The sequence below is a fragment of the Billgrantia bachuensis genome, from assembly GCF_011742165.1.
In the GTDB taxonomy this organism is placed as follows: Bacteria; Pseudomonadota; Gammaproteobacteria; order Pseudomonadales; family Halomonadaceae; genus Halomonas; species Halomonas bachuensis.
The window spans coordinates 13,389-38,484 of the sequence record NZ_JAAQTO010000016.1 but is presented as its reverse complement, the minus strand read 5'-3'; the positions used below and the strand labels follow the sequence as shown (position 1 = coordinate 38,484).

Annotated in this window: 27 protein-coding genes; 11 read left to right on the top strand and 16 right to left on the bottom strand. The window is 65.2% G+C overall.

Annotated elements, in window-relative coordinates; all coding sequences use genetic code 11:
* The first annotated feature begins 5 nt into the window (after positions 1-5).
* From HBJ55_RS22535 to HBJ55_RS06780, 4 genes are all read left to right on the top strand, one after another.
* Complete coding sequence (locus HBJ55_RS22535; protein ID WP_277345592.1) at positions 6-131, top strand: hypothetical protein; 126 nt, start codon at positions 6-8, stop codon at positions 129-131.
* A 320-nt stretch (positions 132-451) separates the two neighbouring features.
* On the top strand, positions 452-616 hold the full coding sequence (locus tag HBJ55_RS06790) for a hypothetical protein (protein WP_167112387.1): 165 nt from the start codon (positions 452-454) through the stop codon (positions 614-616).
* A 2-nt stretch (positions 617-618) separates the two neighbouring features.
* Positions 619-1,701 (top strand): 3-deoxy-7-phosphoheptulonate synthase, encoded by a 1,083-nt coding sequence (locus HBJ55_RS06785; RefSeq protein ID WP_277345591.1) that lies wholly within the window; start codon positions 619-621, stop codon positions 1,699-1,701.
* A 76-nt stretch (positions 1,702-1,777) separates the two neighbouring features.
* Positions 1,778-2,290 (top strand): DUF3087 family protein, encoded by a 513-nt coding sequence (locus HBJ55_RS06780; protein WP_167112383.1) that lies wholly within the window; start codon positions 1,778-1,780, stop codon positions 2,288-2,290.
* Between the two features lie 2 nt (positions 2,291-2,292).
* On the opposite strand, the gene hemB is transcribed toward HBJ55_RS06780, so the two are convergent.
* A complete protein-coding gene (hemB, locus tag HBJ55_RS06775) occupies positions 2,293-3,291 on the bottom strand; it encodes a porphobilinogen synthase (RefSeq protein ID WP_422674173.1) in 999 nt (332 codons plus the stop codon).
* A gap of 241 nt (positions 3,292-3,532) precedes the next feature.
* Here hemB and elbB point away from each other — a divergent pair, with 241 nt between their 5' ends.
* The gene (gene elbB / locus HBJ55_RS06770; RefSeq protein WP_167112378.1) at positions 3,533-4,195 is read left to right on the top strand and encodes an isoprenoid biosynthesis glyoxalase ElbB; all 663 of its coding nucleotides are present in this window, start codon (positions 3,533-3,535) and stop codon (positions 4,193-4,195) included.
* A gap of 81 nt (positions 4,196-4,276) precedes the next feature.
* On the opposite strand, the gene tatC is transcribed toward elbB, so the two are convergent.
* The 13 genes from tatC to HBJ55_RS06705 all read right to left on the bottom strand — a co-directional run bounded on the left by tatC (position 4,277) and on the right by HBJ55_RS06705 (position 16,638).
* Positions 4,277-5,062: a twin-arginine translocase subunit TatC gene (gene tatC / locus HBJ55_RS06765; protein WP_167112376.1), complete on the bottom strand. Its 786-nt coding sequence runs from the start codon at positions 5,060-5,062 to the stop codon at positions 4,277-4,279.
* The gene (gene tatB, locus HBJ55_RS06760; protein ID WP_167112374.1) at positions 5,059-5,496 is read right to left on the bottom strand and encodes a Sec-independent protein translocase protein TatB; all 438 of its coding nucleotides are present in this window, start codon (positions 5,494-5,496) and stop codon (positions 5,059-5,061) included. Before tatB ends, tatC begins: the two co-directional genes overlap by 4 nt.
* 6 nt (positions 5,497-5,502) lie before the next feature.
* Positions 5,503-5,772 (bottom strand): Sec-independent protein translocase subunit TatA, encoded by a 270-nt coding sequence (gene tatA, locus HBJ55_RS06755; RefSeq protein ID WP_167112371.1) that lies wholly within the window; start codon positions 5,770-5,772, stop codon positions 5,503-5,505.
* A gap of 46 nt (positions 5,773-5,818) precedes the next feature.
* A complete protein-coding gene (locus HBJ55_RS06750) occupies positions 5,819-6,154 on the bottom strand; it encodes a phosphoribosyl-ATP diphosphatase (RefSeq protein ID WP_167112369.1) in 336 nt (111 codons plus the stop codon).
* A 30-nt stretch (positions 6,155-6,184) separates the two neighbouring features.
* On the bottom strand, positions 6,185-7,807 hold the full coding sequence (ubiB, locus tag HBJ55_RS06745) for a ubiquinone biosynthesis regulatory protein kinase UbiB (RefSeq protein WP_167112406.1): 1,623 nt from the start codon (positions 7,805-7,807) through the stop codon (positions 6,185-6,187).
* Positions 7,807-8,445 carry a ubiquinone biosynthesis accessory factor UbiJ gene (locus tag HBJ55_RS06740; protein ID WP_167112367.1) on the bottom strand — a complete coding sequence of 213 codons (639 nt, stop codon included), beginning with the start codon at positions 8,443-8,445 and terminating at the stop codon, positions 7,807-7,809. Before HBJ55_RS06740 ends, ubiB begins: the two co-directional genes overlap by 1 nt.
* Before the next feature lie 7 nt (positions 8,446-8,452).
* Positions 8,453-9,220: a bifunctional demethylmenaquinone methyltransferase/2-methoxy-6-polyprenyl-1,4-benzoquinol methylase UbiE gene (gene ubiE, locus HBJ55_RS06735; protein WP_167112365.1), complete on the bottom strand. Its 768-nt coding sequence runs from the start codon at positions 9,218-9,220 to the stop codon at positions 8,453-8,455.
* Between the two features lie 105 nt (positions 9,221-9,325).
* Positions 9,326-9,706 (bottom strand): gamma-butyrobetaine hydroxylase family protein, encoded by a 381-nt coding sequence (locus tag HBJ55_RS06730; protein ID WP_167112363.1) that lies wholly within the window; start codon positions 9,704-9,706, stop codon positions 9,326-9,328.
* 122 nt (positions 9,707-9,828) lie between these two features.
* Complete coding sequence (gene hslU, locus HBJ55_RS06725) at positions 9,829-11,151, bottom strand: ATP-dependent protease ATPase subunit HslU (protein WP_167112361.1); 1,323 nt, start codon at positions 11,149-11,151, stop codon at positions 9,829-9,831.
* An 11-nt stretch (positions 11,152-11,162) separates the two neighbouring features.
* Complete coding sequence (hslV, locus tag HBJ55_RS06720) at positions 11,163-11,681, bottom strand: ATP-dependent protease subunit HslV (RefSeq protein ID WP_167112359.1); 519 nt, start codon at positions 11,679-11,681, stop codon at positions 11,163-11,165.
* Between the two features lie 166 nt (positions 11,682-11,847).
* Positions 11,848-12,573, bottom strand: a complete 726-nt coding sequence (locus HBJ55_RS06715) for an SPOR domain-containing protein (RefSeq protein WP_167112357.1) — start codon at positions 12,571-12,573, stop codon at positions 11,848-11,850.
* A 3-nt stretch (positions 12,574-12,576) separates the two neighbouring features.
* Positions 12,577-14,262: an arginine--tRNA ligase gene (gene argS / locus HBJ55_RS06710; RefSeq protein WP_167112355.1), complete on the bottom strand. Its 1,686-nt coding sequence runs from the start codon at positions 14,260-14,262 to the stop codon at positions 12,577-12,579.
* 138 nt (positions 14,263-14,400) lie between these two features.
* Positions 14,401-16,638: a primosomal protein N' gene (locus HBJ55_RS06705; protein ID WP_167112353.1), complete on the bottom strand. Its 2,238-nt coding sequence runs from the start codon at positions 16,636-16,638 to the stop codon at positions 14,401-14,403.
* A gap of 183 nt (positions 16,639-16,821) precedes the next feature.
* Here HBJ55_RS06705 and rpmE point away from each other — a divergent pair, with 183 nt between their 5' ends.
* Together rpmE and HBJ55_RS06695 are read left to right on the top strand one after the other, a co-directional pair.
* Positions 16,822-17,037 carry a 50S ribosomal protein L31 gene (gene rpmE, locus HBJ55_RS06700; RefSeq protein ID WP_167112351.1) on the top strand — a complete coding sequence of 72 codons (216 nt, stop codon included), beginning with the start codon at positions 16,822-16,824 and terminating at the stop codon, positions 17,035-17,037.
* A 264-nt stretch (positions 17,038-17,301) separates the two neighbouring features.
* A complete protein-coding gene (locus HBJ55_RS06695; RefSeq protein WP_167112349.1) occupies positions 17,302-18,573 on the top strand; it encodes a malic enzyme-like NAD(P)-binding protein in 1,272 nt (423 codons plus the stop codon).
* Positions 18,574-18,660: 87 nt separating this feature from the next.
* On the opposite strand, the gene HBJ55_RS06690 is transcribed toward HBJ55_RS06695, so the two are convergent.
* Entirely contained in the window at positions 18,661-19,410 is a 750-nt protein-coding gene (locus tag HBJ55_RS06690) for a DUF481 domain-containing protein (RefSeq protein ID WP_167112347.1), read from the bottom strand.
* A gap of 109 nt (positions 19,411-19,519) precedes the next feature.
* Entirely contained in the window at positions 19,520-22,042 is a 2,523-nt protein-coding gene (locus tag HBJ55_RS06685) for a penicillin-binding protein 1A (RefSeq protein WP_167112344.1), read from the bottom strand.
* A gap of 276 nt (positions 22,043-22,318) precedes the next feature.
* Here HBJ55_RS06685 and pilM point away from each other — a divergent pair, with 276 nt between their 5' ends.
* From pilM to HBJ55_RS06665, 4 genes are read left to right on the top strand one after another with little or no spacing between them, the layout of a single operon-like run.
* Positions 22,319-23,380: a type IV pilus assembly protein PilM gene (pilM, locus tag HBJ55_RS06680; protein ID WP_167112342.1), complete on the top strand. Its 1,062-nt coding sequence runs from the start codon at positions 22,319-22,321 to the stop codon at positions 23,378-23,380.
* A complete protein-coding gene (locus tag HBJ55_RS06675; RefSeq protein ID WP_167112340.1) occupies positions 23,377-23,952 on the top strand; it encodes a PilN domain-containing protein in 576 nt (191 codons plus the stop codon). The genes pilM and HBJ55_RS06675 overlap by 4 nt, the downstream gene beginning before the upstream one ends.
* On the top strand, positions 23,949-24,572 hold the full coding sequence (locus HBJ55_RS06670; protein WP_167112339.1) for a type IV pilus inner membrane component PilO: 624 nt from the start codon (positions 23,949-23,951) through the stop codon (positions 24,570-24,572). The genes HBJ55_RS06675 and HBJ55_RS06670 overlap by 4 nt, the downstream gene beginning before the upstream one ends.
* Positions 24,569-25,093: a pilus assembly protein PilP gene (locus tag HBJ55_RS06665; RefSeq protein ID WP_167112337.1), complete on the top strand. Its 525-nt coding sequence runs from the start codon at positions 24,569-24,571 to the stop codon at positions 25,091-25,093. Before HBJ55_RS06670 ends, HBJ55_RS06665 begins: the two co-directional genes overlap by 4 nt.
* Positions 25,094-25,096 lie beyond the last annotated feature (3 nt).

Genomic DNA, 25,096 nt, shown 5'->3' with positions numbered 1-25,096 from the left:
CCGACATGGCGAATGACCATGACTTCAAGGATGACAGCGGTCTGCTGTCGATAGTGCTGGGCCTGGTGGTGTTGGTCAGCATGAGCGCGCTGCCGGCCACGATCGGCTGGTACCAGGTGGTCGCGGGCTGACGGCCACGCTTGCCAAGCCTGCCCTGATCGGGCACGATGAAGGCAGAACACCGGGAGACGACCATGACACCGAACCGACACACGACAGCAACCGCTTTCGACCGCGCCCCTGGCGCGGTACAGGCGTTTGGCGTCAACGGTCAGTATGGGTATTGGTTTAGTGCCGGTGTGCCCGTGGCCGGGTCCTGAGCCAGGACAGCTACGCAGGCACACCCTAACCGGGTTGCCTCCCCCTAAACCCCCGGTCGGCAACCCCGACCGGGGGTTTTGCGTTGGTCCCCGGTATTCGCCCGACACCATTCAACCAGAGGAGATGCACCATGACCGTACACCGCGCCACTTTCGCCGCCTATGCCCGTCACGCCTATTACGGCTGGGACTATGGCTGGCGATTTAGCGCCGTGCGGTCGGCCCAGTGCGCCACCTCCGACCGTGAGATGACCGGTGGCATGACGACACGATGTTTGCCGACCTCACGGAGTTGACCATGAACGCCCCCGAATACCTCTCTGAACGTCTGGCTGAAAGCCAGGCCAGTCTTGCCGAGAATGCCCCCGTCAGGGTGAACATGACACTACCCACCCCCGGCGAACTGCGGCAGTGCCTGCCCGTCTCGACACAGGTGGCGGAGCGCCTTCCGGCCCAGCGACGAGCCATACACGATATCGTCCGCGGTCGCGACGACCGTATGTTGGTGGTGGTCGGCCCCTGCTCGATTCATGATCCTCTGGCCGCACTGGAGTATGCTCGCCGACTGGCCGAACTCTCGCCGCGGATTTCCGACCGCCTGCTGCCGGTCATGCGTGTCTACGTAGAGAAGCCACGTACCACGGTGGGGTGGAAGGGGCTCGCCTACGACCCTGACCTGGACGGCAGTGGCGATATGGCCCGCGGCCTGCACCTTTCGCGCCACCTGATGCACGAGGTCGCCACGCTCGGTCTGCCGGTGGCCACCGAGGTATTGCAGCCGATGCTTGCTGCCTACCTCGACGACTTGCTGGCGTGGGTCGCCATCGGGGCCCGCACTACCGAGTCGCAGCTGCATCGCGAGCTTGCCAGTGGCCTCGAGGCGGCGGTGGGCTTCAAGAACGCGACCAGCGGCGACGTGGGCGTTGCGGTAGACGCCATCCATGCCGCGGCACATCCGCATCGCCATTTCGGTCTCGACGAGCGGGGCCGGCCCGCGCTGTGCGAGACCATGGGCAATTCTCATGCGCACGTGGTACTACGCGGGGGTCACCGTGGGCCCAACCACGATAGTGTCTCGGTACGTGCCGCCCGCGCAGCGCTGGAGGGTGCCGGCCTGCCGGCACGGCTGATGGTCGACTGCAGTCATGCCAACGCATGCAAGGATCATCGTCGCCAGGCCGAGGTGCTGCGCGACGTGGTGGCTCAGCGCGCAGCAGGCGAAACCTCATTGATGGGACTGATGCTCGAGAGCCACCTGGAGGAGGGACGCCAGGAACTGGTTCCCGGTGCGCTGCGCCACGGCGTCTCGGTGACCGACCCCTGCCTGGGCTGGCAGGCCACCGAGGCCTTGCTGCTGGAGGCGGCCGAGCGACTACGCTGACTCGGTCGCGGGGCGACTGTACCTCGGCGGGCGATGCCGGGATAATCCCGGCATCGCATCGCCACAGGAGCCCCGCATGCCGTTCACCTTCGAATATCACGACCCCGAGACCTACCGCCACAAGGCCAGGATCATCAGCATCGCCATGGCCGGCCAGTTGATCGTCTTCGGCCTGGTGTTTTCCCAATTGCTGGTGGCGAGCTTCGGCTCCAGCCTGTGGCTCAACGCGTTGGGTGTATTTCTCGGACTGCTGTTCACCAGCCTGACCTTCGCCGTGCTGCGCGAGCGTCCATGGATGAGTGAGATGCGCTATGTCTGGCAGCTCAAGCATCATCTCTCCCGGCTCAGCGGTTACCTCGCCACCCTGCGCCGCGAAATGGACCAGGGCAACGGCGTGGCCCTGCATCTGATGACCGCTTACCATCAGGGCATGGCCCAGCTGGCCGAGCTCAACGGTCGCACTCTCGATGACGACGCCGAGTTGGTCGGCGAGCGGGCCAGGATCGGCCGGCTTCGCGAAGAGCGCGGATTGCCCGCTCAGGTCGAAGGCTTCGACCCCCACGACCTGGCGGCCTTCAAGCGCAGTTGAGACTAGCCGGCCAGCAGGCGAGCGGCGCGCTTGGCGAAATAGGTCAGCACTCCATCGGCGCCGGCGCGTTTGAAGCAAGTCAGTGACTCCAGGATGACCTCGTCGGCCTCGAGCCAGCCATTGTCGAAGGCGGCCATGTGCATGGCGTATTCACCGCTCACCTGATAGGCGTAGGTAGGTACTCGGAGCTCATCCTTGACGCGCCGCACTACGTCCAGGTAGGGCATGCCGGGCTTGACCATCACCATGTCGGCTCCCTCGGCCAGGTCCAGCGCCACTTCGTGCAGCGCCTCGTCGCTGTTGGCCGGATCCATCTGGTAGGTGCGCTTGTCGGCCTTGCCCAGGTTGGCAGCCGAGCCCACCGCGTCGCGAAAGGGACCGTAGTAGCGCGAGGCGTACTTGGCGCTGTAGGCCATGATGCGCACGCTGTGCAGGTGCTCCTGCTCGAGCACCTGGCGGATCTCGCCGATGCGGCCATCCATCATGTCCGACGGGGCGACCACATCGGCGCCGGCCTCGGCGTGTGACAGTGCCTGCTTGAGCAGTGTCTCAACGGTGCGATCATTGAGGACGTAGCCACTGTCGTCGATGATGCCGTCCTGGCCGTGAATGGTATAGGGGTCGAGGGCCACATCGGTGATGATACCGAGTTCCGGCACGGCGGCCTTGAGCGCACGTACGCTGCGCTGGACCAGGCCATTGGCGTTGTAGGCCTCCTCGGCCAGTTCGCTCTTCAGCGTTTGGTCCACGACCGGAAACAGGGCCAGGGCCGGGATGCCGAGATCAAATGCTTCGCGTGCTTCCTCGATGAGAAGGTCCAGCGACAGCCGCTCCACGCCCGGCATCGAAGGTACGGCCTCGCGACGCTTTTCGCCGTCGAGGATGAACACCGGCCAGATCAGGTCGGCGGCGGTCAGGGTCGATTCGCGCATCAGGCGGCGCGAGAAATCGTCGCGGCGCATACGCCGCATGCGCGTGGCAGGGAACTGGCGTGTGGTCATGAAACTCAAGATGTTCTACTCCGGCTGTGGGGCGCCGCTGCGCCACTGACCATGGCGTAACGGAAGTGTGCCCCGGCAAGGATGACAGTGCGATGCGTTCGAATGCGTTTCATCGAGTATATCAGCGCCACCCTGCGCGGGAAGTCACGCCTTGTCGCACCCGGCCCGACTCTCTAAAGTGTTGGCTTCAGGATTCAGGCAGAGCCCTTCATTCGAGGCGCCTCATTACAAGGAGAAAGGCATGAGCAAACAAGTGGCGGTCATACTGTCGGGCTGCGGTGTCCAGGACGGTTCGGAGATCTACGAGACTACTCTGACCCTGTTGCGGCTGGATCAGTTGGGCATCGGCTATCGCTGCTTCGCCCCCGACATCATGCAGCTTCACGTGATCGATCACCGTAGCGGCGAGACCGTCGAAGGCGAGCCGCGCAGCGTACTGGTCGAATCGGCTCGCCTGGCACGTGGCAACATCGCGCCGCTGGAGGAACTGGAGGTCGACGAGTTTGACGCGGTGATTCTGCCCGGTGGGTTCGGTGCGGCCAAGAATCTGTCGAATTTTGCCGAAGCCGGCAGCGACATGGAGCCGCTGCCGGAACTGGTCGAGGCGCTGGCGCCGTTTTACCAGGCACGCAAGCCCATCGGCCTGATGTGCATTACACCTGCCCTGGTGCCCAAGCTGCTGGGTCCCGGCATCGCCGTGACCGTCGGCCACGATCCCGGCGTCTCCGGTGCGATCAGCTCCATGGGCGGCTTGCATCGCAGCTGTGGCGTCGAGGATATCGTGGTGGACTTCGAAAACCGTGTGGTGACCACGCCGGCCTATATGTTGGCCACGCGTATCGGCGAGGCCGCCACGGGGATCTTCAAGCTGGTCGACCGTATCGACGAGCTGATGGATCTCTGAGTACCGTCAGTCGCTATGCCAGACGCCCCCGCTGCAGTCGAGCGGGGGCGTCTTGCTTGGTGAGAACGACTACCCGGTCGGTCAGGCGTCGTCGCGCTCATTCAGTGATGTCGGCTCCTCCGGCCTGGACCTCCGGCGCCGCACCAGGCGACCGAACAGAATGCCCACTTCGTAGAGAAGGTACATGGGAATGGCCAGCAGGCTCTGGGAGATCACATCGGGCGGCGTCAGCAGCATGCCGATCACGAAACAGCCCAGAATGATGTAGGGCCGTTTCTTCGTCAGGCTTTCCACCGTGGTGGCGCCGGACAGGATCAGCAGAAAGGTGGCGATGGGGATTTCGAAGGCCACGCCGAAGGCGAAGAACATCTTGAGAACGAAGTTCAGGTACTGGTTGATGTCGGTCATCACCGCCACGTCCTCCGGCCCGGTCTGGGTGAAGAACTTGAACAACAGCGGAAAGACCACGTAGTAGGCGAAGGCGGCGCCTGCGTAGAACAGCCCCACGCTGGAAGCCAGCAGCGGCAGGGCCAGCGTCTTCTCGTTGTCGTAGAGCCCGGGGGCGACGAAGGCCCAGGCTTGGTGCAGCACGAAAGGAATGGCGATGAAAACTGCTACCACCAGGGTCAGCTTGAACGGAGCGAGGAACGGCGAGGCCACCTCGGTGGCGATCATCTGCGCCCCCTCCGGCAGCAAGCCCATCAGCGGCTGCGCCACGAAGGTGTAGATCTCGTTGGCGAAGGGATAGAGCCCCAGGAAGATCACGAAGACTGCCACCACGGCGCGCAGCAGGCGCGAACGCAGTTCGATCAGGTGCTCTATCAAGGGGGCCTGGCCAAGTTCCTGTTTGTCGTCGGAGTCGCTCATCGGGAAGCGGCGTCCTTGTCATCGTCGGAGGGAGAGGGCACGTTGTCCGTGGTCCTGGCCTCGGCCAAGGCGTCGTCGAGCCGCTTCGATGCCGACGGCGTTTCGCTGTCGGGCTCGTGCGCCGGCACCTCGGTCCGCTCTTCGCTGCCCTTGCGTGGCGTCGACGATGAGGTGGGCTCGGCGATGCTTTCCACGTCGCGCTTGGCCTTGTTCAGGCTCTCGTCGAGCTTGGTCTGCTGCTCCTTGAGCTTCTGACGCAGCTCCTCCGCTTCGAGCTGAGAGTTGATCTCGCGCTGCATGCTCGACACGGTGCGCTTGATCTTGCCCACCCATAGCCCCACGGTACGCGCTGCCTTGGGCAGGCGCTCGGGACCGAGCACGAGCAGGCCCACGATGCCGAGGATCAGGAGTTCGAGAAAGCCGATATCGAACATGGAGGCTTACTTGCGCTCTTCTCGTTCCTCGACGCTGTCCGCCGCCTTCTTCTCCTCGGCGCGAACGTCATAGGTGTTGGGCTGCTCTTCGTGGCTCACCTTGGCCTGCGTCTTGCCGTCCTTGTCTTCCTTGCCTTCCTCGTTGACGGCCTGCTTGAAGCCTTTGACTGCACCGCCCAGGTCGGAGCCGACGTTACGCAGCTTCTTGGTGCCGAAGATCAGGATGATAATGCCGAGTACGATCAGCAGTTGCCAGATACTGATGCCACCTAACATGGAGGTTACCTCTGAGTCGGGTTTCCGGCGGATCCGGAAGCCAATTTCACTTGGACCTTGCGGCCTTCTCTTCGTGCCCGGAGATTCCGAAGCGACGGGCCAACTCGTCTAGCACGTCCCGGTGGTCGAGTCCGAGATGCGACAGCATCACCAGGCTATGAAACCACAGGTCGGCGGTTTCGGCGACCAGTGCCTTGCGTTCGGCATCGCCACCCGCTTCGGCATCCTTGGCTGCCAGCAGAGTTTCCGTGGCTTCTTCGCCGACCTTTTCGAGTATCTTGTTAAGCCCCTTGTCATGCAAGGCGGCCACGTAGGATTCGGCGGGGTCGGCGCTGCGGCGTTGGCTCAGCACGTCGAAGAGTTCATCGAGAATATCATGCATGCAGGCGATTCCCATTGCGATGGATCAAGTTCACTGCCAGGCCAGCAGCACGAGGCCAAGCAGCCCGGCGGCAAGCACTGGCCAGGGTTGGCCCGCGGCCCATTCGGTCAGTGGCTGCCAGGCCAGTGCCAGCCCGGCCAGCAGCACCCCCAGGCGCATGCGGCGCCCGCCGCGGCGGCCTTCGCGAAGCTGGTGCTGGATACCGCCCAGAGCCTGGGCCTGGCGGCGGCGCTGACGATGTTCGTGTTCGATGCGGCTGAGTGCGTGGTGGGCCACGCTGGGCAGCTCGGGGAGCTGGCGTGACAGCTCCGGTGCCTGGCGCTTGAGGGACTCCCACAGACCCACCGCCCCGGCGCGCTCGTGCATCCATCGCTCCAGGTAGGGCTTGGCGGTGCTCCAGAGGTCGAGGTCGGGATACAGCTGACGCCCCAGCCCCTCGATGTTGAGCAGGGTTTTCTGCAGCAGCACCAGCTGTGGCTGAACCTCCATGTTGAACCGCCGTGCGGTCTGGAACAGCCCCAGCAGCACCTGGCCGAAGGAGATGTCCTTTAGCGGCTTCTCCAGGATCGGTTCGCACACTGTGCGGATGGCGGCGGCGAACTCGTTGGCCCGGGTATCTTCGCCCACCCAGCCCGATTCGATGTGCAGCGCGGCGACCTCATAGTAATCCTGACGGAAGAAAGCGAGCAGGTTGCGTGCCAGGTAGTCCTGGTCCTCGCGGGTCAGGCTTCCGACGATGCCGCAGTCGATGGCGATGTACTGGGGGTCGTGGGGGTGCTCGCGGGCGACGAAGATATTGCCCGGATGCATGTCGGCGTGGAAGAAGTTGTCACGGAATACCTGGGTGAAGAAGATCTCCACGCCGCGTTCGGCCAGTCGCTTGAGGTCGGTGCCCTGGGCTCTCAGCGTGGCGATGTCGGCCACCGGGATGCCGTGAATGCGTTCTTGTACCATGACCCGGCGGCGGGTATGCGACCAGTGCACCGTGGGCACGTGAAGCAGCGGCGAATCCTTGAAGTTGCGCTTGAGCTGCGAAGTATTCGCCGCTTCCTTGAGCAGGTCGAGCTCGTCGAACAGGGTCGCCTCGTAGTCGCGCACCACTTCCACCGGCCGCAATCGACGCGCTTCGGGAATCAAGGTCAGCAGGCCGGCCACGCGGTACATCAGCGCCATGTCCTGGCGCATGACGCGATCGATGGCCGGGCGGATGATCTTGACCACCACATCTTCGCCGCTGTGCAAACGGGCGGCGTGCACCTGGGCGATGGAGGCCGACGCCAGCGACTCGGGCTCGAAGTGGGCAAAGGCGACGTCCAGCGGCATGCGCAGCTCGGACTCCACCAGCGCCCTGGCTTCTTCACCGGGGAAGGGCGGCACCTGGTCCTGCAGGCGCCTCAGTTCGTTGGCGATCTCCTCGGGTAGCAGGTCGCGGCGTGTGGAGAGCAACTGGCCGAATTTGACGAAGATCGGGCCCAGCGACTCCAGCGCCAGACGCAGACGCTCGCCACCCGTGCGACGTCCCACCGGCACCAGGCGCAGCGGCGAGAGCAGGAAGGCCAGGCGCAGCCACCAGGGCAGGCGCTGCAGCGGCAACAGGGTATCGAGGCGGTAGCGGGTGATCACCCACATGATGCGCAGCAGGCGAAGCCCCATCATGACGCGGCCTCGTGTTCCAGTCGGCGTCGCAGCCTGGCCAGGCGGGCCTCGAGACGATCCGTGGCCACCTCCAGCTCGGTGAGATGGTCGCGCAGGGCCTCGAGCTGGTGACGTCCGGGTAACAGGCGCGCTTCCTCGAACACATATTCGGCGATATCGGCACGCATCTCCTGCTGAGCGCGCAGACCCCAGCGAGCCATGCGTCTGAGTCCCTCGGCCAGGCTATGGGCAGGCACGTCACCCAGCCACTGGGCGAGTTCGCCCTCCCAGTCGATATCGAGATCGAGAAACAGGTCGCGAACTTCCTCGAGCAGGTGCACCCGCCCACGCACCGCCAGGCGTCCACGGAACATCAATCGCTCCATCGATTCGCCGCCCAGCAGCTCACCCAGCGTCTCGACGTCGAGCTCGACCACAGCGTCGGCGTCGCCCTCGTCGGGCGCTTCCTGGCGCATCAGGTCGACGCCATGCGGATGGAAGCACAACAGAAGGGTCAGGGAGGGGTGCTCCAGGCGCAGCAACAGCCGGCTGCCGGCCAAGCGGGCGAGGCGAGTGGGTGCGGCCAGGTCGCGGGCGAGCAGGGCATTGAGGGTGCGCTCGATGCCGGCCAGCAGCAGGGGCGGGGTCAACGTCATCACGACCTCAAAGCTTGATGCCGCGATGCAGGGCGACGATGCCCCCGGTGAGATTGGTGTACTCGACCCGCTCCAGGCCCGCCGCTTCCATCATGCTCTTGAGCGTTTCCTGATCGGGGTGCATGCGAATCGACTCGGCCAGGTAGCGATAGCTGTCGGAGTCGCCCGCCACCATCTGGCCCATGAAGGGCAGCAGGCGGAAGGAGTATTCGTCATAGGCGCGGGTCAGCACGGGGTTGTTGGGCTTGGAGAATTCCAGCACCAACAGGCGGCCGCCGGGCTTTAGCACGCGAGCCATGGAGCGCAGCGCGGCGTCCTTGTCGGTGACGTTGCGCAGGCCGAAGGCGATGGTAATGCAGTCGAAGCTGTTGTCGGGAAACGGCAGGCATTCGGCGTTGGCTTGCACATACTCGACGTTACCGCCGACGCCGTTGTCGAGCAGCTTGTCGCGGCCGACCCGCAGCATCGATTGGTTGATGTCGGCCAGTACCACCCGGCCGCGAGGCCCGACCATGCGTGAAAACTTCAGCGTCAAATCGCCGGTGCCGCCGGCGATGTCGAGTACGCTGTGTCCGGGGCGTACCCCGCTGCGCTCGATGGTGAGGCGCTTCCACAGCCGGTGGATGCCCAGCGACATGAGATCGTTCATGACGTCGTAGCGCGCCGCCACGGAGTGGAAGACGTCGGCCACGCGCGAGGCCTTTTCCTCTATCGGCACTTCCTGATAACCGAAGTGGGTGGTGCGCTGGTCCCCGGGGGTGGAGTGAGGGCTCATGCGAAAAAGGCTCCCGAATCGCTGCGGAAAGGTGAGGACAGGGCCTCTCGTTGCGCCACATTGTAGCCTTCCCTCGGCATCCTTGTCTTTGACCTGCTAGAGCTACTATAGCTGCTTGATCTCGATGCCCAGCGGCTCGCGGCTGGCGCCGGCTTTCTCCAGGCGCTCGAGATAATCGGCCCAGTAGGCCTCGCGGTTCTGAATCAGCTCGTAAAGATATTCCCAGCTGTACAGGCCGCTGTCGTGTCCATCGTCGAAGGCGAGCTTGACGGCGTAGCGACCTACCGGCTCGACGTTCTTGAGGCCGACGTCCTTCTTGCCCACCTGTAGCACGGCCTGGCTGGGATGGTGGCCGCGCACCTCGGCGGAGGGGGAGTAGACGCGCAGGTATTCCACCGGCAGCCGATGGCTATCGCCGTCGTAGGTGAGCTCCAGCTCGCGGGCCTTCTTGTGGTAATGGATCTTGCTCGGGATGGGGGCAGTCATGGGGCACCTCCGGTGAGACGTAAGACAGAAGAGCGGCGCTGCGCGCCTGGAAGAGGGAAGAGCATGGCACTGCTTCCCTCTTCCTTCTTCCCTCTTTTCTCTTCGCGCGGTGTAGCCGCGCTTTAAAGAATATACCGCGACAGGTCCTCGTCCATGGCCAGCTCGCCGAGCTGGGAGTCGACATAGGCGGCATCGACGGAAAGAGGGCTGCCGAAATCGGCGCCCTTGAACGAGGCGTCTTCCAGCAGCCGCTCCATCACCGTATGCAGGCGCCGTGCGCCGATATTCTCGGTGCCTTCGTTGACCTTCCAGGCGATCTCGGCGATGCGCTCGATCCCATCCTCGGTGAACTCGACTTCGAGCCCTTCGGTGGCCAGCAGCGCCTTGTACTGCTTGGTCAGGGCGGCGGAGGGCTCGGTGAGGATGCGCTTGAAGTCCTCCGGCGTCAGCGCCTCGAGTTCGACGCGGATCGGCAGGCGGCCCTGCAGTTCGGGAATCAGGTCGGAAGGGCGCGACAGGTGAAAAGCGCCGGAGGCGATGAACAGGATATGGTCGGTCTTGACCATGCCGTACTTGGTCGAGACCGTGGAGCCCTCGATCAGCGGCAGCAGGTCGCGCTGCACGCCCTCGCGGGAGACTTCGCCGCCGCTGGACTGGCCGCTGCCCTTGGCCACCTTGTCGATCTCGTCGAGGAAGACGATGCCGTTCTGCTCCACGGCATCGATGGCGCGGTGCTTGATCTCCTCCTCGTTGACCAGCTTGGCGGCTTCCTCGTCGCGCAGCAGGGCGAAGGCGTCCTTGACCTTGACCCGCCGGGTTTCGGTCTTCTGCCGGCCCATGTTGGAGAACAGGCTCTGCAGCTGGTTGGTCATCTCTTCCATGCCCGGCGGGGTCATGATGTCGATGCCCGGTCCCTGCGGGGTGATCTCGATGTCGATTTCCTTGTCGTCGAGGTCGCCCTCGCGCAGCTTCTTGCGGAAGACCTGGCGCGTCGAGCTGTCGCTGCGCGGGCTGTCCTCCTGGCCGCGCGGCGGCGGCAGCAGGGCGTCGAGGATGCGATCCTCGGCGGCGTCCTCTGCGCGGTGGCGTACTTCGTCCTTGGCCTGCTCGCGCACCAGCTTGATGGCGGCCTCTGTGAGGTCGCGGATGATCGACTCCACGTCGCGACCGACGTAGCCCACCTCGGTAAACTTGGTCGCCTCGACCTTGATGAAGGGGGCGCGGGCGAGCTTGGCCAGGCGCCGGGCGATCTCGGTCTTGCCCACCCCCGTGGGGCCGATCATCAGGATGTTCTTGGGCGTGACTTCGGGGCGCAGGTCGTCGTCGAGCTGCATGCGCCGCCAGCGGTTGCGCAGGGCAATGGCGACGGCGCGCTTGGCGTCCTGCTGGCCGACGATGAACTGGTCCAGGGCGTGGACGATCTCGCGTGGGGTCATCTGGGACATGATGGCGGCCTTCAGAGCGTTTCGAGGGTGACGTGATGATTGGTGAACACGCAGATATCGCCAGCGATTTCGAGCGATTTTTCGGTAATTTCCTGGGCCGAGAGCTCGGTGTTCTCGAGAAGCGCGCGGGCGGCGGCGAGGGCGAAGTTGCCTCCCGAACCGATGGCGATGATGCCACGCTCCGGTTCCACCACGTCGCCGTTACCGGTAATGATCAGCGAGGCGTTCCTGTCGGCCACCGCCAGCAGTGCCTCGAGCCGGCGCAGGGCGCGGTCGGTGCGCCAGTCCTTGGCTAATTCCACGGCCGCCTTGACCAGATTGCCCTGGTACTTTTCCAACTGCGCCTCGAAGCGCTCGAACAGGGTGAAGGCGTCGGCGGTGCCACCGGCGAAACCGGCCAGCACCTGGCCGCGATAGAGGCGGCGCACCTTGCTGGCATTGCCCTTCATCACGGTATTGCCCAGCGATACCTGGCCGTCGCCGGCCAGGGCAACCTGGTCACCGCGGCGAACGGAAACGATCGTGGTCATGGAGATAACTCCGTAACGGGGAGCCTCGACTCCCGGTGACTTTCGGCGCCCTGGGGCGCCGTGAATGAGCGTTCAAGTTAGGTGTGGGCAGTGGCCGCCGAATTCAAGCATCAACGAGCAGGGCCGGCGAATCGCGAAGCGATCCTTCGGTGGCGGTGCTCGTTCCTCAGTTGGTGGCGCGGTGCCGCAGCGGCGTGATTCCCTGGGTCGTCATCAGATCCTCGGCGCGGTTGAGTTCGCGGGTGTCGTCGTAGGGGCCTACCATCACCCGGTGCCAGGTCTGGCCATCGGCAGACTGTACCTGGCTGACCTGGGCCATCAGGCTCAGGTTGCGCAGGCGCTGGCGCAGCTGCTCGGCATCCTCCGACTGGCGAAACGATGCCGCCTGCAGCATGTAGCGCGTGCCTGCCGGAGCTTCCGCTTCATTGGTCGGTGTGGCATTCACTTCGTCGCGCAGGTTGGCGGCGATCACCTGGGCGATGGGGTCGTCGGCCGGTGCCGGCTCGGCGGCGGCGCTGGTGTCGATGGGCGGAGGTACCTCGACCGTCGGCTCCGGCGGCGAGGCGGTTGACGCGACCTCCTTCGGTGCCACGACCTCCTCGGGAAGAAGAGTATAGAACTCGAAGGTGGGCATGGGCGGTTCGCGCGGCTCGATGGTGGGCGCGGGTTCGCTCACCTCGGAGGGCGTGCGCGGGATCAGCTTGGCCAACGGCGAATCGCTACCCGGCTGCCACGGGGCGGTGCCGTGCTGATGCTGGGCCAGCAGGAAGCCTACGACGAGGCCGCCCAGACCCCATACCCAGCCGGGCAGGCGAAAGCCCTGGCGCTGAGTGGAGGCGCGCTTGCGGCTGGTGGTGGCGCCACGTTTCTTGGGCGTGCGACGGGCGGCCATGGCTTACATCTCCTCCGGGGCGCTGACGCCCAGCAGGTCGAGGCCGTTGCGTACCACTTGGCGTGTGGCCAGGCCCAGGGCCAGACGGGCATTGCGCAGCTCGTCGTCGTCGACCATGACTTTCACCGCGTTGTAGCAAGAGTGGAACTCCGCGGCGAGATCCAGCAGATACTGGGCCACCTGCTGTGGCTCGCGGCAGTCAGCGGCATGTGCGACCACCTCGGGGAAGCGCGCCAGGCGATTCATTACCGCCTTCTCCTGGTCCTCCTCGAGCTTCGCCAGGCTGACCATCGCCAAGTCGTGGTCGAAGCCGAGTTCCTGGGCCTTCGCCTTGCGCAGCATGCTGCACACCCGGGCGTGAGCGTATTGTATGTAGTAGACCGGGTTGTCGTTGGACTGCGAGCGGGCCAGGTCTATGTCGAAGGTGAGCTGCGAGTCGGCGCGGCGCGCGGCGAGGAAGAAGCGCGTGGCGTCGCGACCAACCTCGTCGATCAGGTCGCGCACGGTGACGTAGCTGCCGGCGCGCTTGGAGAGCTTCACCTCGACGCCCGAGCGCGTCACCATCACCATCTGGTGCAGCACGTAATCGGGCCAGCCCTGGGGAATACCGACCTCCAGCGCCTGCAGGCCGGCACGTACCCGCGTGACCGTGGAGTGGTGGTCGGCGCCCTGCTCGTTGATCACTGTTTCGAAGCCACGCTGCCACTTGTTCAAGTGATAGGCGACGTCGGGCAGGAAATAGGTGTAGCTGCCGTCGGACTTGCGCATCACCCGGTCCTTGTCGTCGCCGAAATCGGTGGTGCGCAGCCACAGGGCGCCGTCCTGCTCGTAGGTGTGGCCCTGCTCGATCAGCCGCTCGACCGTCTCCTCGACCTTGCCCTCGCGGTAGAGTGAGGATTCCAGGAAATAGACGTCGAAGGAAACGCCGAAGGCCTTGAGGTCGAGATCCTGCTCGCGGCGCAGCCAGGCCACGGCAAAGTCGCGGATGGCATCGAGGTCATCGGGATCGGTCTTGGCGGTAACGTGGCGATCGTCGGCGTGCACCGTCTCGCCGGCCAGATAGTCGTTGGCCACTTCGGTGATGTAGTCGCCGCGGTAGCCATCGGCGGGCCAGGCCTCGTCGTCGGGGGTGAGGCCCTTGGCGCGGGCCTGGACGGACAGCGCCAGGTTGACGATCTGGGCGCCGGCGTCGTTGTAGTAGAACTCGCGGGTCACGTCATGACCGGTCGCTTCGAGCAGCCGCGAGATACAGTCGCCGATGGCCGCGCCGCGACCGTGACCCACGTGCAGCGGCCCGGTGGGGTTGGCGGAGACGAATTCCACCTGGACCTTCCGGCCGCGCCCGATCAGGCTGCGACCGAAGGCGTCGCCGGCATCGAGTACCTGGCGCACGACCTGTGCGGCGGCATCGGCGGCGGCGAAGAAGTTGACGAAGCCGGGCCCGGCGATCTCGACCTTGACCACCGCATCGCTCTCAGGCAGGGCGGCCACCAGCGCTTCGGCCAGCTCGCGCGGCTTCTTGCCGGCCGGCTTGGCCAGCATCAGCGCCAGGTTGGTGGCGTAATCGCCATGGGCCTTGTCCTTGGTCGGGTCGACCTTGATGGTGGGCGCGGTGTCGGCGGGCAGCGTGCCCTGCTGCTTGAGCGTATCGAGGGCATTCTCGAGCAGGGTGATGATCGTCTCTTTCATGAAGCGGTTATGTCCTGTAGCGGCGGGCGCACGAGGTGATGACGAAGCCTGAGGCACTCGCGAACGAAAAGGCGCGGCCACGAGAATTGGGCTGGTCGGCCATTATCGGCAATTGTGCCGCCGCTTTAAAGGCCGCGTTCAGCTCAGTGTCTGCGGGTCGACGTCCAGCGACCAGCGCACCCGGCGCGCCTCGGGCGACGCCTCGAGCCAGGCGGTCAGTTGAGCGCAGGCTGCATGCAATTGGCTGCGCCGGCCGGCGCTCAGCATCAACTGGACATGATAGCGGTTCTGGCGCCGCTCCATGGGCGCGGGCACCGGGCCCAGGCAGCTCACGTCGGGAGCGTGCTCGCTGGTCCACGGGCGTAGCATGGCCGCCGCCTCGCGGCCAAGCGTCATGGCGGCTTCCTCGCGGGGGCTCTCCAGGCGCAGCAGCGCCATGAAGCGGAAGGGTGGCAAGGCGGCGGCACGGCGTTCGGCGAGCAGTTGCTCGGCCAGCGCGTCGTAGCCGCGCTCGGCGAGCAGCCGCAGGTGCGGGTCGTCGGTGTGCAGGGTCTGGACCAGCACGCGTCCGGGATGCGCGGCGCGGCCGGCGCGGCCGGCTACCTGGATCAGCAGCTGGGCGCTGTGCTCCAGGGCGCGAAAGTCGCTGGCATAGAGTCCGGCGTCGGCATTGACTACCACCACCAGGGTGACATGGGGCAAGTGGTGCCCCTTGGCCAGCATCTGGGTGCCCACCAGCAGGCAGGGCTCGCCGCGCCTGACCTCGCCGAGCGTCTGCTCGAAGGCGTCGCGGCGGCGCGTGCTGTCGCGGTCGATGCGGTGAACCGGTACCTTGGGGAACAGTGCCGCCAGAGTCTCCTCGGTGCGTTCGGTACCGCTGCCCAGCGGGCGGAGGTCCGCGCTGCCGCAGCCGGGGCAGGCGTCCGGTACCGGGCGATGCTTGTCGCAATGGTGGCAAGCCAGCATCGGCGGCTGGCGGTGCAGGGTCATGCGCGCATCGCAGTGGTCGCAGTCGGCCATCCAGCCGCAGGTGTGGCAGGCCAGGGTGGGAGCGAAGCCGCGGCGGTTGATGAACACCAAGACTTGGTGGCCGGCTTCGAGCGTTTCGCGAATCGCCTCGATCGCCGGCGGGATCAGGCCGCCCTGGCGTGGGCGGCCGCGCAGATCGATCAGTTCCAGCCGTGCCGGAGCATGCCGGCTGGCGCGCCGAGTCAGGCGCAGGTGGCGATAGTTGCCGCGCTCGGCGTGGTAGAGGCTTTCCAGCGACGGCGTGGCGCTGCCCAGCAGCAGCGGAATGGCGTGATGCTTGGCTCGCGCCACGGCCAGGTCGCGGGCGTGGTAGCGCAGCCCCTCCTGCTGCTTGAACGAGCCGTCGTGCTCCTCGTCGACGATGATCGCACCGGGCCGCGCCAGCGGTGTGAAGATCGCCGAGCGGGTACCGATGACGATCGGCGCACGACCGCTGGCTACTGCTTCCCAGGCGTCCAGACGCTCGTTGTCGGTGAGCCCCGAGTGCAGCGCCACCACCGGCACCCGGAAGCGTTTGCGAAAACGCGCCAGGGTCTGTGGCGTCAGGCCTATTTCCGGCACCAGCAGCAGGGCCTGGCGGCCGCGGGCGACGACCGCCTCGATCAGTTGCAGGTAGACCTCGGTCTTGCCGCTGCCGGTCACGCCGTGCAGCAGGCAGGGATGAAAGCCGTCGAGGCGCTCGTGGAGTGCCGCCAGTGCCGTGACCTGTTCGCGGTTGAGCGGCAGGGCCGGCTCGGCGAGCAGTTGCTCGGTGGCAGGCTCGGCGGCGCTCAGGGGAATCTCCTGCCGGGCGACGAACCCCTTTTCCATCAGCGTCAGCAGTTGCTCTCGCGAAAAGCCCTGGGCCACTACCGCCTGGGTGGGTAGCCCATGGGCATGCTGACGCAGCATGCCCAGCAGCTCGGCCTGGCGAGGCGCACGCCGCAGGCGCGGGTCGTCATCGCCCGGGGGGGCCAGGGCTTGCCAGTGTTCGCGCATGCGCCCGGCCAGTGGGCGGCCCTGGCGCAGCAGCACGGGCAGGGCCTGGTGCAGGGTATCGCCGAGCGAATGCTGGTAATAGCGTGCAGTGAAACGGCACAGCCACAGCCAATCCTCGGGCAGGGGGACGGCATCCAGCCAGGCCTCCACCGGCTTTAACTGGGTCAGCGCCAGGTCGCTGTGATCGCGGCACTCCATCACCACTCCGACCACTTGGCGGCGACCGAACGGTACCCGCACTCGCAGGCCGGGCTGCCAGCCGCCGGGCGGGGTGTCGCGGCTCGGCAGGTAGTCGAACAGGCGTCGCAGCGGGGTGGGAATCGCCACGCACAATATACGGGGCGGGGGCGAAGAGATGGAATCGGGCAATTTGCCTCCGGCGTCGACTCTGCTAGAATATCCGGCCGTCGTGGCACCTGGCTCGTGAATCAGGCCTGGCGGCTACCGGTTGGTTGAACGACCTGACGTTGAACGAATAGCGACGACAGACAACCCTGTATGCGGTGCCTGGCAATGGATCAGGTGGCGGCATAGCGCTCCATGAGGCTCAAGATGAAACAAGGTATTCACCCGGATTACAAGATGGTCACCGCGACTTGCTCCTGCGGCGCGACCTTCGAGGTTGGCACCACCGCCGGCCATGACCTGTCACTGGATGTCTGTTCCCAGTGCCACCCCTTCTACACCGGCAAGCAGAAGCAGGCGACCACAGGTGGTCGCGTCGAGCGCTTCAACAAGCGCTTCGGTGCCGCCGTCAAGCGTGGCTGATTCGCCCTCGCAGCGACACGGTATCGCCCCGGAAACCCGCCTTCACGGCGGGTTTTCTTTTGCTCTTGATTCGTTCCTCCCGGCGGGTGAGAGCGAGGATAAGGAAATGGTTATGGCTGCGATGAATAGTATAAGTTGCAGCAAATAGCTTCGAATGGTCATGAACTAACACTGAAAATGCACGAACGGGCGTTTTGTTGAGTTGTGGAATCTTTTTCTATATTGTAGGTGGCCCCTCCTAAAGATGGACACCGGATTCTCAGCATGACAGACGCCAAGAAGCAGGCAGCGCTGGATTATCACGCCAAGCCGATTCCCGGAAAGCTCTCCGTGGAGCTGACCAAGCCCACCGCTACCGCCCGTGATCTCTCCCTTGCCTATAGTCCTGGTGTCGCCGAGCCCGTGCGCGAGATCGCTCGTGACCCCGAGAATGCCTATCGCTATACCGGCAAGGGCAATCTGGTGGCGGTGATCTCCGACGGCAGTGCCATCCTCGGCCTGGGCAACCTGGGACCGCTGGCCAGCAAGCCGGTCATGGAGGGCAAGGGTGTGCTGTTCAAGTGTTTTGCCGGCATCAACTCGGTGGACGTCGAGGTCAATGCCGAGAGCCCGCAGGCCTTCGTCGACACGGTAGCGCGCATTGCCGATACCTGGGGAGGTATCAACCTCGAGGACATCAAGGCGCCTGAGTGCTTCGAGATCGAGCAGGCCCTCATCGAGCAGTGCAATATCCCGGTATTTCATGACGACCAGCACGGCACTGCCATTGTCACGGCGGCCGGCATGCTCAATGCCCTGGAGATCGCCGGCAAGCGGCTCGAAGAGGCCAGGATCGTCTGCCTGGGCGCCGGCGCGGCGGCCATCGCCTGCATGAAGCTGCTGGTGGCCTGCGGTGCGCGTGCGGAGAATCTGGTAATGCTCGACCGGCGTGGCGTGATTCATGCCGGCCGCGAGGGGCTCAACCCTCACAAGGCGGTGTTTGCGGTGGATACCGACAAGCGCACGCTGGACGATGCCATCGATGGTGCCGACGTCTTCATCGGGTTGTCCGGTCCCAATTTGATGACCGCCGAGCACATGCGCAAGATGGCGCCGAATCCCATCGTCTTCGCCTGCACCAACCCCGACCCCGAGATCCAGCCCGACGTGGCGCGCGAGGCGCGGCCCGACGTGATCATGGCCACCGGTCGTTCCGACTATCCCAACCAGGTCAATAACGTGCTGGGTTTCCCTTTCATCTTCCGCGGGGCGCTGGACGTGCGCGCCACGCGCATCAACGAAGAGATGAAAGTCGCTGCCGTGCACGCGCTGAAGGATCTGGCCCGCGAGCCGGTGCCTCAGGTGGTGCTCGATGCCTACGAGCGCGATCACATGGAGTTCGGCCCCGAATACATCATCCCCACGCCGGTCGACGTCCGCCTCCTGGAGCGGATCCCGGCGGCCGTGGCCCAGGCGGCAGTGGACTCCGGCGTGGCGCGTCGTCCCTACCCCGCCCACTACCCGCTGAAGACGGTGGACGACGTCTACGGTAGCTGATCGACTCGCCCCGGCAATGCCGCGAACGATTGCGCCGGCCTTCGGGCCGGCGCAGTCGTTCATGGCTTCGGTGCGTATCGTCGCGGGTTACCAGGTATAGAGAAGAGTCGCGTTGGTGGTCTGGTCGGTATGCGCGTCCGCCGTCTCCGGCGGGTCGGAGTCGTGCTTGATCTCGTGCGAGAGGCGCAGCGACAGGCGCGAGTTGAGGCGGGCGGTAAGTGACGATACCGACCTCGACGTAGTGTTCGCGTCGGTCGCTTCCACGGACATTTCCTGGCGCACATGGGAATACTCGGAAAATGTCCACTGGTAGTCGAGTGCGCTGTAGATGACCCCCAGGTTATTGTTCTCGTCACCGTCGATCCGATCATGGCGATATCCCGGGCCGGCCTCGAGCGACAGCCGATGGGGATCGCGGTCGATCAGTTGGCGACCGTAGCCGCCGATGGTGGTGAACTGCTGGTCGTAGCCGCTGAAGCGATCCTTCTCCCAGCGGGCGAAGCCGAAGAGGTAGTGAGGGCCGTCGAAGTCATAGCGCTCGCGGCCGGAAATCAGGTACTGCTCGGCGCTGGTATCCTCGTTGCGGGAAACGTTGCGCACCTCGCCGCGCAAGGTGTGCGTCCAGTAACGGCTGGTCAGCCAGGTCAGGCGGCTCTTGCCGATCAGGGTTTGGCTGTCGGTGTTGCCGCTGAGCTGGGTGTACCCGAACTCGGCTTCGCCGCTGAAGGTGGGGCTGTCTTCCTCGGGCTGCGGAGGGGCATAGAAGATGCTGGCGGCAAGGGCGGTGCCCGGCAATAGCGTCAGGCCAATGACGCTCCATGGCATCAATCGTGACATAGCAACGAACCTGTCCTGTTGTCCCGATGGCGGGCCGCCTCGAGAAGCGGCTGTATGGCGTTGGCAAGACGGGGAGCGGCGTCCTTGCCGCTCCCGGGGTACATCCGTATCAGAAGATCGCTTCGTAGCTTCCCGTGCCCTGCGAGCCGCTACGCTGCTCTATCTCCTGCTCGATGCGATGCGGCTCCATGTCCGGCAGATGGTCGGGGTGAAAGATCTCGGAGATTCCGCCCGACTGTCCGTCGCTCAGGCGGCGTCCGGTCTGTTCGTCGACGCGCGCCGTGACCAGCTGCTCGGGCGGCTCCGGCATGGCCTCGGGTCTGCCCTCGAGCGCATTGCGCATGAAGTCGATCCAGATCGGCAGGGCGGCGTTGCCGCCATATTCGGCGATCGACTCGTTGTTATCCTTGCCGACCCACACCGTGGCCACCAGCTCGTCATTGTAGCCGGCGAACCAGCCGTCGCGCTGATCGTTGGTGGTGCCGGTCTTGCCCACCACGTCGCTGCGCTCAAGCGACAGCGCGGCGCGTCCGGTACCGCTCTCGATCACGTCGCGCAGCATGTCGCGCAGAATGTAGACCGCGGTTGGGTCGGCCACGCGAGGAGCTACGTCGTAGCGCTTGCCGTCGACCTCGACCTCGGTCTGGCCTTCGCGGCAGTCGCGACAAGCGATGGCCGGGCGAGCCTCGCTGATGACCTGGTCGTCGCTGCCACGGGTGACGCGCTCGATGAACCAGGGGGAGACCTGAAAGCCGCCGTTGGCCAGCACGGCATAGGCATTGGTCATTTCCAGCGGAGTCAGGCTGGCGCTGCCCAGCGCCAGCGACAGGCCATGCGGCAGCCGGCTAGGGCTGAAGCCGAACCCTTCCAGGTACTCGATGGTATTGTCGAGCCCCAGGGTCTGCAGGACGCGAATCGTGACCAGGTTGCGCGAGCGTGCGAGTGCCACGCGCAGGCGGGTCGGGCCGAGGAAGTCGCCGCTGGAATTCACCGGACGCCACAGGCTGCTGCCGTCGTGCATAACCACCGGGGCGTCGTTGACCACGGTGGAGGCGGTCATCAGCCCGGTGTCCAGTGCCGCCAGGAAGACGAAGGGCTTGAAAATGGAGCCCGACTGCCGCTGCGCCTGTACCGCCCGGTTGAACTTGCTGGCGTTGAAGCTGAAGCCACCCTGCAGGGCGAGGATGGCGCCGTCGGCGGGGTTCATCACGACCAGCGAACCCTCGGCGTCGGGGCGCTGCGAGAGTCGCCAGCTGCCGTCGTCGCGCTGCAGGATCCGCACCAGGTCGCCGGTGTCGGCGATCTCCGCGGCAGAGCCGGGCTCCGCGCCACGCGCCCGCGGGCTGCGGTACTCGCGCGCCCAGGAGAGGCCCTCCCAGTCCAGAGTGACGAGCTCGCCGCTACGGCTCAGCACCCGCATCTCGCGGCCCTCGCTCTCCACTACGATGGCTGGCTGCAGCGGGCCGAAGCCCGGGGTGCGCTCCAGTACGCGCAGCCAGTTGCTGACGTCGCCGTCGATGCCTTCGACTCTCGTCTGGCTGCGCTCCGCCGCCTGTCGGGCGGTCTCCATGATTTCGGGTGACTCGTCGAGTTCCTCCTCCAGCCCGCGTCGCTCGGTGCGCTCCTGCGCCTCGGCGAGACTGGCGGGAATGTCACGCTCCTCCGGTCCGCGCCAGCCGTGACGGGTGTCGTAGTCGATCAGGCCGCGAGCCAGGGCCTGCCGGGCGAAGGGCTGCAGGTCGCTGTCCAGGGTGGTGTGGATGCGATAGCCGCCGGTATAGGCATCCTCGCCGAAGCGCTCGACGGCATATTGGCGTGCCATTTCCGCCACGTAGTCGGCATCGACCTCGACCTGGGCCACGTAGCGGCGGGCGGTGGTCGGCTCCTGGACGGCGTTCTCGTAGGTCTCCTGGTCGATGTGACCGAGCTCGCGCATGCGGTAAAGAATCCAGTTGCGGCGAATCAACGAGCGCTCGGGGTTGGCCAGCGGATTGAACGAGGATGGCGCCTTGGGCAGGCCGGCGATCATGGCCTTCTGCGCCAGGGTGAGTTCGTCGAGCGGCTTGTTGTAGTAGATCTCGGCAGCGGCGGCGATACCGTAGGCGCGATGGCCGAGGAAGATCTTGTTGACGTAGAGCTCGAGGATCTCCTCCTTGGACAGGATCTTCTCCATCTGCAGCGCCAGGAGAATCTCACGAATCTTGCGGGTGAAGGTTCGGTCGAGCGTCAGCAGGTAGTTGCGTGCCACCTGCATGGTGATGGTGGACCCCCCCGACTGTATGTCGCCGCTGGAGGCGAGCTCCAGGGCAGCACGCGCCAGGCCCTTGGGATCGACGCCGCGATGATCGAAGAAGGAGGCGTCTTCGGCGGCCAGTAGGGCCTGGATGAAGTCTTCGGGAATCTCGTCGAAGGAGATTGCCATGCGCCGTTCCTCACCGTACTCGCCGATCAGCTTGCCGTCGCGGGTGAAGATGCGCAGTGGCGTGTGTAGCTCGAAATCCTGTAGCTGGCGGACGTCGGGCAGGCCCGGCGAGAAATAGAGTGCCGCGCCGGCCACGCTGAGCAGGGCCGCGGCAGACAGCGATACCAGCAGCCAGAAGACTGAGAAAACCAGGGTTTTGATCCACTTCATGAAAAGGCGTTATCCGTGGTGAGAGCAGGAAGGGGATGGCGATGAAAGAGAGCCTTCACTGGCGTGGTGGCCATTATAGAGAACCTGAGCCGCTCGCCACCAGCGTTGAGGCGGCACCCCGGCCAACTTTGTGTGCAGTGGCGAAATATCATGTAACCTCATTCCTAGTCATGCGAGTATGATCTTTCTCAGCCTTAATGCTCAGGCGCGCAAGGCATACAAGAGCAAGATTATAACTAGCGTTTATCGCGACGGCTTACGCAAGGGCAACGATTGATGCGACTCGGACCCTCCGGAAAGGGGTTGATCGGTGTCGATATTACTTCGGCAACGGTCAAGCTGATCGAGCTCAAGCGGGTGGGCTCCCATTACCAGATCGAAAGCTATGCCGTCAGGCCGTTGCGCGAAGGTGCCGTGGTCGAACGCCGCATCCGCGACATGGGCGAGGTGGCCGATGCGCTGCGGCGTGCGGTCGAGAGCGCCAGGCCGTCCTCCCGGCTCGCTGCGGCCGCGGTGCCGGCCAGCGCCGCCATCACCAAGACCCTGACGTTTCCCGCTTCGCTCAACGATGACGAGATCGAAGCGCGTATTCAACTCGAATCAGACAAGCACATACCGTTTCCGTTCAGCGAAGTCGCCTTCGACTTCCAGCGCCTGGGGCTCAATGCCCGCTATGGCGACCAGCAGGATGTCCTGCTGGTTGCCTGTCGCCAGCAGGACGTCAACCAGCTCACCGATGCCCTGCATCAGTCCGGCCTGGCGCCGGCAGCGGTGGACGTCGAAACCTTCGCCATGGAGCGTGCCTTCGGGGAGTTGCGCCAGCAGTTGCCACCGGCCGCCGGCGACGATGACTGCGTGGCACTGGTCGACATCGGGGCCACCATGAACGCCTTCCATGTGCTGCGCGGCGGGCGCATCGTCTATAGCCGCGACACCGTATTCGGCGGGCGCCAGCTCACCGAGGAGATCAGGGCGCGTTATGGGCTGACGCTGGAGGAAGCCGGCTTGGCCAAGAAGCGTGGCGGCCTGCCGGAGGATTACCGAACCAGCGTGCTCGAGCCTTTTATCGATACCTTGGTCCAGCAGGTGGGGCGCTCGCTACAGCTCTACTACACGGCGGGGCGCAAGCACGAAGTGCGGCGCATGGTGCTGGCCGGCGGGTCGAGCGTCATTCCCGGTCTTGCCGAACGGCTCGCTCGCGAGAGCGCGATGCAGGTGGTCATCGCCAACCCCTTCCTGCGCATGAGGATCAACTCCCGCATCGATGTTCAGACCCTGGCCAGCGACGCGCCGGCCATGGTGACTGCATGCGGCCTGGCCATGAGGTCGCCGACATGAGCATCGAAATCAACCTGCTGGCCTGGCGCGAGCAGCAGCGGGCACGGCGTAGCCGCCATTTCTATCTGGCCCTGGTGGTCATGGCACTGCTCGGCGCGGCGGGCGGCCTGGGGCTGACCTATTTCTACGACGCCGAGATGGATGCCCAGCGCGAGCGCAATGCGCACATTCTCGAACGTATGCAGCAGCTCGACGGCGACATTCGTTCGATCGACGAGTACGAGGCCATCCGCGAGCGCATGATCGGCCAGGTTCAGGTCTTCGGTGACCTGCAGCAGGGGCGCTCGCAGACGGTGCGCATCTTCCGAGACCTCACCTTGAGTCTGGTCGACGGCGTGCACTACACCCAGATGAGCCGCCAGGGCGACCAGTTGCGCCTGACCGGGCGCGCCGAGAGCAACCATCGAGTCTCGGAGCAGATGCGGGCCCTGGATGGCGCACCCGCCTTCTCCGAACCGGTGCTGTCGGAGGTCGAGTCCGATGGCGGTGAGCGGCGGCGCTTCAGTCTCAGCGTGACGCAGCTCATGGAGGGTACGCCGAGCATGCAGGAAGCCAGGGGGGGCGAAGAATGAACCTGCGGGCCGAGATGCGTCGCCTCCGCGAACTCGACTGGCGCGGGCTGGACCTGAAGGAGTCGGGCTCCTGGCCGCTGCTGCTGCAGTGGCTCTGCTGCCTGCTGGTGCTGGGCCTGACCTTTGCCGGTACGCACTGGTACCTGGCCGGCCCCAAGGCGGACGAACTGCAGCGCGCCGAAGCGGAGGAGGAACGACTGCTGCTCGACTATCGCAATCGTGCCGCTCAGGCGGCGCGACTGCCCGACATGCTCGAGCAGATGGCAATGCTCGAGTCGCGCATGGACGAACTCATGGCGATGCTGCCTTCCGGTGCGGAGATTCCTTCACTGATCGACAGCATCAGCGAGAGTGCCCTCGACCACCGCTTGACCATCGACTTCATTCGTCTGCGCAGTACCGTCGAGCGTGACTTCTACATAGAGCGCCCATTCGATCTTCAGGTGGAGGGGGATTACCACCATATCGCAGGCTTTCTCGCCAGCGTGGCGGCCCTGCCGCGTATCGTGACGCTGCACGACTTCGTGCTGGCGCCGGTGGAAGATAGCGATCGCCTGCGCCTGTCGATGCTGGCGCGAACCTACAGCTATCGGCCGCTGGACGGGGAGGAAGAGCGATGAAGCGGCGCTCGACGATGGTCCTGCTGGCCCTGCTGCTGGCGGGTTGTGCCGATCCACGGTTGGGTGAGCTGGATAGCCGTCTGACCGATATTCGCACCAACCCGGGGGCGCCGCGAGTGCTGGAAATGCCGGAAGTGCCCAGCTATGAATCGACTCCCTACCAGGCCAGCGATCATCGCAGCCCTTTCCGGCCGCAACTACCGGAGCCGGAGGAGGCGCCAGCGGGCAGCAGTGATCTGGCACCCGATCTCGAGCGGGCCCGCGAGCCGCTCGAGGCGTTTGACCTCGAAGCGCTGAGGCTGGTGGGCATACTGACCATGGGTGGCCAGACCCATGCGCTGGTCAGGGCGCCGGAGGGAGAGGTATATCGGTTGCGCACCGGTAACTACCTGGGCCGTAACCACGGCCGCATCGTCAGCATCACCGACTCGACGGTACAGCTGGTGGAGCTGGTGCCCACCGGCGGGGGCGGTTGGATGGAGCGCACGACAAACTTGGCCTTGGAAGAGACGAGGCGCTGAAAG